The 2546-nt window shown below is 72.8% G+C and carries 2 protein-coding genes and 1 pseudogene; 1 reads left to right on the top strand and 2 read right to left on the bottom strand.

The annotated features are described in order from the left end of the window. Positions 1–194 (bottom strand): annotated as a pseudogene (locus FNH05_RS35950) (beta-ketoacyl synthase N-terminal-like domain-containing protein); the annotation flags it as partial. Positions 195–305: 111 nt separating this feature from the next. Continuing rightward, entirely contained in the window at positions 306–737 is a 432-nt protein-coding gene (locus FNH05_RS35945; RefSeq protein ID WP_144593300.1) for a DUF6431 domain-containing protein, read from the bottom strand. Positions 738–812: 75 nt separating this feature from the next. Between FNH05_RS35945 and FNH05_RS35940 the strand changes: the two genes are divergently transcribed. Next, a partial coding sequence (locus FNH05_RS35940) for a sensor domain-containing protein (protein WP_246128145.1) occupies positions 813–2546 on the top strand: 1734 nt, incomplete at its 3' end.

Raw genomic sequence — 2546 nt, 5'->3', positions numbered from 1 at the left:
GTCGGGCCGTCGCCCGCGCGGCCGCCGTCGGGCACCAGCGCCACCCAGCCGGGCTCGCCGGGATCCGTCCCGTATCCGGGCACGAGCCGGGCGGCGGGCCGCCCCGACCGCAGCCCCTCCCACAGCGAGGCGCTGCCCCAGCCGTATCCGGTGACGGCGCCGACTCCGACGATGGTGCTTCTGTGCCCGGGCATTGGTCCTCGCTCTTCGAAACGACGCGGCGGTGTGGGGACGCCACACGTCCTACCGGGCGGAGCACCCGCGCGGACCGCCTCGGCGGCCGGGGATGGGACGGTCTCGTGTTGTCAGCCCACGTAGACGGCCGAAAGGAGCCCTGTCGATACGGCGAAATGGCCCCGGCAAGTAGCCCATTCGGAGTAGTGATCGGGAAGGCGGAACCAGTCCCGCACGGTCGGCGCGGGTATCCGCAGACGGGCCGCCACGGCGCGGTGGCCGTGCCCGGCGGACCGGCCCGCCAGCGCCTGCTTCACGACCGGGGCGGCGTAGGCGCGGCGGGGCAGCACCCAGTCCGGCAGCACCACGTGCGTGCTCCCGCAGCCCCGGCAGCGCAGGCGCCGCGGGCGCAGCAGCCGGGCGGGCGCGCGGGCGAAGCGGACGGTGCGCACCCGCGCGTAGCCCCACGGGCGCAGCGGGCCGTGGCAGCCGGGGCAGCGCAGCCGCCCTTCTCGCAGCCAGGTGAGGACCGGCGACCGGGTCGTGGACCGGGTGATCAGCACGTAGGCTCCTTTCCAGAGCGGCCGCACGCCGCTCCGCGGATACACCCGATCGAGGGGTAGGAGGCGGACCCTTCGATGCGATCGGAGCAGGACATGGGCAGTGAGGTCAGCGACTCCGGGCGCCTCGTCGCCGGCACCGACCTCGGCTCCGACCTTGTCACGGACCTGGCGCTGACCGAAAGCCACGGGTCGGGCTGGCGGCTGGACCTGGCCACCGGCTCGGCGGTGTGGACGCCCGGCATCGCGGAGCTGGTGGGAGCCCCCGGGACCGACGAAGACGCCATCGGCGAGCACCTGCGCGACGCGGTCAAACCCCTGGTCGACCTCGCGCAGTCGGGGCGGCGTGACGAATTCGAGGTGATCCGCCGCATCGACCTGCCCGGTGGCGGCGCCCGGTGGACGCACTTCCGGGCGCGCAGGTTCGGGCACGGCTCCCGGCAGGGCCTGGTCGGGGTGGCCACCGACGTCACCCACCAGCAGGAGTCCCAGCGGGCCCTGGCCGATCTCGCCGACCGCTACCGGCTGCTGGTCGACCTGAGCCCGGACGGGCTCGTGGTGCACCAGGACGGCCGGCTGGTCTACGTCAACCCGGCCAGCGTGCGGTTCGTCGGCGCCACCTCCGCCGAGCAGTTGCTCGGCCGGTCGATCCTCGACTTCGTGCACCCGGACTCGGTGCCCGAACTGCTGCGCCGGATCGGATCGCTGTCCCGGCCCGGGGCCGTCACGGCCCCGGCCGAAGCCGTCCTCCTCCGGTCCGACGGGGGCACCTTCCGGGTGGAGTCGGTCTCGGTGCTCACGACCTGGGAAGGGCGCCCGGCCTATCAGGTCATCATGCGGGACCTCAGCGCCCAGCGCGCCGCGGAAGCCGCCCTGCGCAACCAGGCGGCGCTGGTCACCCACGTCAGTGACGCGATCATCGCGACGGACCAGGACTGGGTGGTGATCAGCGTCAACCCCGCGGCCGAGACGATCTTCGGCCCGGCCGCCCGCCAGGCCGCCGGCCGCCCGATCGAAGAACTCATCGGCACCCCGCTCGACGTGGCGGAGGTACTGGCCGAGGGTGGCTGCCTGCTCACCGTGCACCGCACCGACGGCGACCCGCGCTACCTGCGGATCTCCGCCGCCAAGATGGACACCGGCTACGTGCTCGTCTGCGCGGACGAGACCGCGCGGCGAATCGCCGAGCAGTACTTCACCACGGTGGTCGCCGCCCTCGAGGAAGGGGTCGTGGTACTCGGCCGCGACGGCCACGTCGAGTCGGCCAACCCGGCGGTGTCGCGGATCCTCGACGCGCCCGTCGAGGACATCCTCTCCCCCGAACCCAGTTCCTTCGAACTGTACGACGAAACCGGGATGCGCATCCCGGACGGCGAATTCCCGATCGCCGTCACGCGCCGCACCGGCGAACCGCAGAACGGCCAGATCGTGCGCGTGAAGCGGCACGGCCGCGGCGACGTGTGGCTCTCAGTCAGCAGCCGCCCGCTCAATCCCGAAACCGGCCCCCCGTATGCGGTGGTCGCCTCCTTCAACGACAACACCGAACGCAGGCAGATCGGCGAACGGCTGCTGTACGAGGCCACGCACGACGCGCTCACCGGACTGGCGAACCGGACGCTGATCGTACGGCGGCTGACCGAGGCACTGCGCGAACCCGGCCGGACCGATACCCTCGCCGTGCTGTTCGTCGACCTCGACAAGTTCAAGGTGATCAACGATTCACTCGGGCACGGCATCGGCGACGAGGTGCTGCGGGTGGTCGGAAAGCGCTTACGGGGCGGGGTCCGCCGGGCCGATCTCGTCGGCAGGCTG

Origin of the sequence: Amycolatopsis rhizosphaerae (genome assembly GCF_007713715.1) — a bacterium.
Lineage (GTDB): Bacteria > Actinomycetota > Actinomycetes > Mycobacteriales > Pseudonocardiaceae > Amycolatopsis_E > Amycolatopsis_E rhizosphaerae.
Note: the sequence above shows the minus strand (reverse complement) of the source record. Positions and strands in the feature narration are given on the sequence as shown.